Source organism: Gardnerella sp. 30-4 (genome assembly GCF_001641215.1).
In the GTDB taxonomy this organism is placed as follows: domain Bacteria; phylum Actinomycetota; class Actinomycetes; order Actinomycetales; family Bifidobacteriaceae; genus Bifidobacterium; species Bifidobacterium leopoldii.
The window spans coordinates 1-3998 of the sequence record NZ_LXJL01000079.1 but is presented as its reverse complement, the minus strand read 5'-3'; the positions used below and the strand labels follow the sequence as shown (position 1 = coordinate 3998).

4 protein-coding genes are annotated in these 3998 nt (G+C 40.7%); all 4 read left to right on the top strand.

Going from position 1 to position 3998, the window contains the following annotated elements:
- Positions 1-159 precede the first annotated feature (159 nt).
- Positions 160-1341: a metal ABC transporter substrate-binding protein gene (locus A5294_RS05000; RefSeq protein WP_004106533.1), complete on the top strand. Its 1182-nt coding sequence runs from the start codon at positions 160-162 to the stop codon at positions 1339-1341.
- 144 nt (positions 1342-1485) lie between these two features.
- Positions 1486-2208, top strand: coding sequence for a metal ABC transporter ATP-binding protein (locus A5294_RS04995; protein WP_004574322.1), 723 nt, complete (start codon positions 1486-1488; stop codon positions 2206-2208).
- A gap of 6 nt (positions 2209-2214) precedes the next feature.
- Entirely contained in the window at positions 2215-3171 is a 957-nt protein-coding gene (locus A5294_RS04990) for a metal ABC transporter permease (protein ID WP_004574321.1), read from the top strand.
- A partial coding sequence (locus A5294_RS04985) for a metal ABC transporter permease (RefSeq protein ID WP_064340607.1) occupies positions 3172-3998 on the top strand: 827 nt, incomplete at its 3' end.

The following is a 3998-nucleotide window of genomic DNA, read 5'->3' as shown; positions in this document are numbered from 1 at the left end:
TAATTATATTTTTTCACATTTTTTATTGACCGTCACGCATATTTTTCTTATGCTATAAGCGTTATTGCGAATGATTATTTTTTTCATGAATAGCTTTCATGAGTACCTCTCACAATCAACCCATGCAATAATAGTTAAAGATTCCCGAAAGGAACGAGTGTGAAAACTTCACGAATTTTCGCAACTGCAGCTGCGGTTGCATTACTAGCAACTTCTATGGGTGCTTGCGGCTCTGCAAAAAATGCCGAAAATAAGGCGAAGGGCAATCAAGTAAATGTAGTGGCAACTACAACTCAAATTTGCGATTACGTAACTCAAATCGCTTCAACTGCTGACGCAAAATCTGGATTGAGCCTCAATAAGACTGATTCTCAGGGCAAGAAGTCTGTAATCGGAGCTCCTCAAGACAAAGCAAAGTCAACAATTAATTTGACCTGCTTGCTTGCGCCAAATGCTTCTGCTCATGAGCATGAAATGACTCCAGCTCAATCTAAAGCTCTTTCTAAGGCTGATTTGATGCTCGTTTCTGGTGTAGATCTCGAGCACTTCTTGGATCAAGCTGTGAAAGCTACTGGTTTTAAGGGCACTATGGGTGTAACTTCCGGTATTCTCACTGCTGATGAAATCAAGGATTCAAAGGCTGAGGCTGCTAAGGAAAAGGATCTTCCATACAAGGTTGATCGCGGTATCGCTAAGGTGCATGCTGAAAAGTGGCCATTCCCTCCAGAAGAAGGCGAGAAGGAGCCTGAATTCCAGTACGATCCACATATTTGGACCAGCACGAAGAACACGATGATTCAGGTTAAGAATATCGGTTATTTCCTCGGGAAAGCTCTTCCTAAGAGCAAGTCTATTTTCGATGAGCATGTTGAAAAGTTCGTTAAGTCTTTGACTGATTTGGATGCTTGGGCAACTAAAGCTTTGAATAGTGTGCCACAAAAGCATCGTGTTCTTTTCACTTCTCACGATGCCTTTGGCTACTTCTCTCGTGACTACAATGTGAAGTTCATTGGTGCAGCACTTTCTGATTTCAACAGCCAGCAGGATGCTACTGCAGATCATATTCAGAAAGCTGCAGAAGATGTCAAGAAGTCCGGAGCTGTTGCGATTTTTGCTGAGAATTCTAACAATTCCAAGTCTATCAAGGCTGTTGCTGCAGCAGCAGGAGTAAAGGCTGTTATTGGCGACGACGCACTTTATGGAGATTCGCTTGGACCAGTCGGATCTGCCGGAGAAACTTACATCGGTTCCATTGTTCACAATGTTGAAACATTGGTGAAAGCTTGGAATGGTAATGTTCCTGAACTTCCAGATTCAGTTAAGACTGCATTGAAGAAGTGACATATAAATAACAGTAAAAATAATAGTATCGTAACAGTAACTTTAATAGCGAAAGTTTAATAGCGAAAGCAGGAAGTTACTGTTACGAATACTTATTAATAAACTGAAAAGACTGGAAATATAGTGAATAAGAGCGTCCTTGCAATGAAAAATTGCGACCTGGCATACGGTTATAAAACTGTAGTGACTGGTATTAATGGCAGTGTGCAAGCCGGGGAAGCTTTGGCTTTAATAGGTCCAAATGGTTCTGGAAAAACAACGTTTTTGCAGGCTATTATTGGTATCGTGCGCGTAAGTCGCGGTGAACTGAAAATGCCTAAGGCTTTGTCTATTGGATATGTGCCACAGCAGGTTGATTTGGATTTAACATTCCCTATTACTGCACGGCAAGTTGTTGCAATGGGCTTAAGTAGACAGACAGGTTTTCTTGGATTGCTTAAAAAAGATCAGAAAAAAGCTGTTGAGGATGCTCTTAATCATGTTGGTTTATTAAATCGTGCAGATGTGCGATTTGGTGACCTTTCTGGCGGTCAGCGCCAACGCATTCTTCTTGCGCGCGCTATTGTTGCAAAGCCAACGCTTATTTTGCTCGACGAACCTTTTAATGGTCTTGATGAACCGAATCGCCGAGAACTTCTTAATATTATGAAATCAGCAAAGCAAGAAGGTATTGCTTTTGTTGTGTCTACGCATGATTTAGTTATTGCAGATGCTATTTGTGAAAAAGCGCTACTTTTAGCTGGCAAGCAGATTGCTTTTGGTGCGCTTAAAGAAGTAATGACTAAAGAAAATATTACTCGCGCATATGGTGGAAGCATGCCTGCTGCTTCTGCAGGTCTTACTTTTTCGGAAATTGCGGAAGGCTGATTTTCAATGCTTGCCCAATTAGTTGAGTCATTAAGAGAAGCTCTGGAACCAATTCCAGGTTTTGATTTTATTGCTTCTGCTCCTTATATTTTTCGCCCGTTCTGCTTACTTATAGTTCTGTCTATAGCTAGCGGAATCGTTGGTGTATTCGTGAACTTGAGATGTGCTGAATTTAATGCGGAAGCTATTGTGCATGGCATATTTCCTGGAATTGTTGTAGGCGCTTTGTACGGTGGCATAGATCAAATTATTCCTGGTGCTGCAATTTGTTCAGTATTTTTAGTTGCTGCGTTAGTGTGGGCTTCTCGTTCAGCTCGCATAAATGAATCGATTATCGCAACTGTTTTAACTACTTTCTTTGCTCTTGGTGTAGTAATTTCACTAAAAAAAGGTGATATGTCAGGTCAGCTCGAGGCATTGATGTTTGGTAGGCTGCTTGATGTCACTGATGAGCGAATGACTCAAGCAATGTGGATTTGCTTGTTTGCAATTATTGTGCTTTTGGCAACTTGGAAACAGCAGATTATTGTTGCTTTCGATCGAGCAAGTGCTCCATTAATGGGAGTGCATACTCTTTTTGTAGATATTGTTCTTAACGTTGGTATTGCTGCGGTTGTTGTTTCTGCATCTTCAGCTGTTGGCGTTCTTCTTGTGATCGGATACCTTATTATTCCAGGAGCTAGTGCTCGTTTAGTGTCTAGAACAGTTGGGCGCATGGTTGCAGTTGGTATTTTTGTTGGTATTGCTGGAGTTGTTCTTGGTATGTACGTTATGAATTTGGAGCTTGATCATCCTATTTCTCCTCAAGCAGCAATTGCATTAAGCATGTGTGCAATGTTCGTAGTTGTGCTTGTTGTGCGCTGGCTGTTCCAAGTTATTTCATCTATAGTTTTTGCGCATAAAACTCATACAAGCGATAGCGATATGCAAGTTTTAGCAAAATCTTATAAAGGTAGGGCATAGATGGTAAGTATTTGGCAAATTATCGCTCTACCTATAGTTGAAGCAATTGTTGTAGGTGCTCTATGCGGTTTTGTTGGCTCTCTTGCTCTTCTTAATCAGCGAATATTCTTTACTGAATCTATTACTCATGCTGCATTTCCTGGAGCAGTATTAGGTGTAGTTTTAACTTCTGCTTATACAATAGATCAAAATATTTTGTCGCTTGGGCTTTTTGTTGGTGCTGCTGTTGCGTGCGTTGTACTTTCCTTAGTAATGTATGCACTTTCGCATCTTAAAGGCATTTCTTCGCAAGCTGCAGCTGGCATTACTTTAACTGTCGGCTTTGCTAGTGGATACTTTTTAAATAAGTGGTTTGCTCCATTGCCATTGCGTATTGAGGGATTTTTAACTGGATCATTGCTTAATTGCACTCCTGCAGACGTGATTTCAGCCTCTGTTGCTTTCTTACTTGTTTTGGGATTATGGGTTTTTAATTCTGCTAATCTTGTGCATTGCTCGTTTGACCCTATTAATTACCGTGCTGCAGGCGGAAGATCAGGTTTTATACAGGGCATGGTTCTTGCTTTGATTATTATTACTGTTTCCGTTATTATTCCAGCAGTTGGTACAGTTGTTTCAGTATCTCTTATTGCTGCTCCTGCTGCAGCATTAAAGGGAAGAATTGCTTCTATAAATAAATTCGTGCTTGCATGCGTAATTACTGCTGTTTCGATTGCTTTAATTGGACTAGCTTTGGCTGTAATACTGAAACTTTCTGCCGGCGGCACTATTGCTATCGTAGCTGGAGCTTTCTTCTTAATAGTCAAGATTGGTGAAAGTATTTTTAT